Annotated in this window: 3 protein-coding genes; all 3 read left to right on the top strand. The window is 61.3% G+C overall.

Going from position 1 to position 2,636, the window contains the following annotated elements; translation table 11 throughout:
* On the top strand, window positions 1–1,208 hold a 1,208-nt coding region (locus tag JNL55_RS00100; RefSeq protein WP_293848054.1), incomplete at its 5' end, for a M16 family metallopeptidase.
* Complete coding sequence (locus JNL55_RS00095; protein WP_293848053.1) at window positions 1,205–1,822, top strand: HAD family hydrolase; 618 nt, start codon at window positions 1,205–1,207, stop codon at window positions 1,820–1,822. The genes JNL55_RS00100 and JNL55_RS00095, both read left to right, overlap by 4 nt.
* A gap of 159 nt (window positions 1,823–1,981) precedes the next feature.
* Complete coding sequence (locus JNL55_RS00090; RefSeq protein WP_293848052.1) at window positions 1,982–2,425, top strand: hypothetical protein; 444 nt, start codon at window positions 1,982–1,984, stop codon at window positions 2,423–2,425.
* Window positions 2,426–2,636 lie beyond the last annotated feature (211 nt).

Genomic DNA, 2,636 nt, shown 5'->3' with positions numbered 1-2,636 from the left:
AGGCAGACCGCCTCGGCACTGCCAGCCTGGTAGCCGGCCTGCTCGAAAAAGGCGCCGGCGCACGCGACGCGAATGCGTTCGCAGAGACCGTCGCTTCGGTGGGCGGCACCATCTCGACTGGCGCGAGCACCGAAAGCATTTCGGTCGGCGGCTCCTTCCTGGCCCGCGATCAGAAATTGATGGTCGAGTTGTTGGCCGATGTCCTGCAACGGCCGCGGCTGGAACAGGCGCAGTTCGAATCGCTGCGCGGCCGTTACATCGAATTCATTCGGGCCGCGAAAGATTCGGATCGCTCATCGCTCACGTCGATCTACGGCGGGGCGAGCTTGTTCGGGACGCATCCCTACGGCCGACCGGTGGGCGGTAGTGAAGCCAGTCTGGCAGCGATCAAGCATTCGGACGTGCAGCGCTATTACCAGGATCACGTCGGTGCCGACCGCGTCATCATCGCGATAGCCGGCGACTTCAAGACCGCGCAGATGAAGTCGCTACTGTCGCGAGCGTTTTCGAATTGGCGCAAGGCCGGCCAGCCGTTGCCGTCGGTGCCCAAGCCTGCCGACGTGACTGGCCGTCGTGTGCTGCTGGTGGACGCGCCCGACGCAGTGCAGTCGTATTTCTGGGCCGGTGACATCAGCGTCGCCAAGAGCGATCCGCGACGCGCCTCGCTCGATATCGTGAACACACTGTTCGGCGGCCGGTTCACTTCGATGTTGAATACCGAGCTGCGGATTCGCAGCGGCTTGAGCTACGGCGCGAGTTCGCGCTTCGACCGCATGGCCGACGGCGGCAGCTGGGAGTTCGGTTCGTTTACGCGTACCGAAAAGACCATCGAAGCCATCGACCTGGCTTTCGCCACGCTCGACAAGCTGCATCAAAACACGCTCGATGCTGCGCAGTTGGAATCCGCCAAGAGCTATGTGCTGGGCCAGTACCCGCTGGCACTCGAAACCGCTTCGCAGTGGGCGTTTCAATTGGCCACGCTGGAGTTCTACGGACTGGATCGCAGCTACATCGACGGCTACGGCACCGCTCTGTCGGCGGTGTCTACCGCCGACGCGCAACGCATCGTCAGCGACGCGATTCCGCCCAGCCAGAAAATGGTGTTGGTGGTGATCGGCAAGGCCGACGCCATCCGCGATGAGTTGCGCAAGTACGGGCCGCTCACCGAAGTGAAGTTGTCGGATCCGCAGTTCCAAGCGCGGCAATGAGCATTCGCCTGGTCGTATTCGACTTCGATGGCGTACTGATCGACTTCGACCCGCAACTGCGCTCGAGTTACCTGGAGCGCCTGACCGGCAAACGCGGCGAGGACATCCATGCCGCGACCTGGGGCTCCGAGTTCGAACGTGACGCCGAGCGCGGCGCCTACACCACCGGCGACGCTTACCTCGCAGCGTTCAATGAACGGTTGGGATTCGAGCTGTCGCGCGCGCAGTGGATAGAGGCACGGCGAGCTGCCATGCGGTTGCGGCCGGACATGGTGGAGTACGCTCGTTCACTGAGCGAGCGCGTGCCGCTGGCGCTGCTGACTAACAACGGTGCGCTGTTGCGCGAAGCTCTACCGGAATTGGTGCCGGAAGTGTGTGCCGTGTTCACCAAGAATTTGCACGCCAGCTACGAGTTCCGGGCACGCAAACCGGACGTTGCGGTCTTCACCCGGTTGCTAAAGCATTGCTTAGTGCCGGCACACCAAGCAGTATTCATCGACGACGATCGTCAATTCATACAAGGCGCGATATCCGCCGGAATGCATGGCATTCATTTCCAAAGCTTGCCGACACTGCGTGCAACGCTGGAGCCGCTGCTCGCGACTGGCGCGTAACCGCGTTCCTGATTGGGATAATTCGGCAGCGTCATCGCGAGCCGGGCGCATGTCGGCACTGTTTCTATATACAGCCCCAGGGGGCGACGCTATGATCCTCGCCCCTCCCCGGATCTGATTCACCACACGGACGTCCCCAATGCAGATCTCACCTCGCCTATGAGCGAATGGCCCCACGCATCGATTCGCGCCGCGTTACTGCAATACATCCGCAGTCATGCGATGAAGCAGCCCAATTGGCGCTGCACGCAGCTCGAGGTGTTGCACGATCCGTTGGCGCGCGTGGTGCAACTGGAGCCCGACGAACTGTGCGTGGTCAGTTGTTTCATCGACGGTCAGCGTTGGTATGTGATGACCACCACGCGCATCTTCGGCATCTATCGCGGCTCGCGCTTCGAGTTCTCGCCGCTGCAAATCCGCAAATGCACTTGGGGCGACTTCAAGCAGGAAGGGGTGCTGCAAATCGAAGTCGCCGAAATGCTGTTGCTGGACGGCCAGAAAATTACGCTGGCCTACGAGGCCGGCTTCGCCGCCATCGCGCCGATTTATTACGAACGCTTCTGGCACACGCGCTACCCGTCGCTGGAACGAGGGGCGGACTGAGTTGCGCGTAGACCTGTCGGGGGTCGGTTTTCAGCTCCCCATGAGTGTGAAGCTTGTCACATAGATAAAAGTTCGTGGCTCGACCGCCGTCGCCGAACGCGGCAAAAGGTCTGGGTAAATCCGCGGGAAAACGCGCCTCGACGCGGCTAGTGACGCAAAATCCTGACAATTTTTCCGACATGGACAAACCGCGAAAGGCGACTAGACTCGC

Source organism: Steroidobacter sp., from assembly GCF_016790065.1.
GTDB lineage: Bacteria > Pseudomonadota > Gammaproteobacteria > Steroidobacterales > Steroidobacteraceae > Steroidobacter.
The sequence above is the reverse complement of the archived record's forward strand: the minus strand, read 5'-3'. Positions and strand labels throughout refer to the sequence as shown.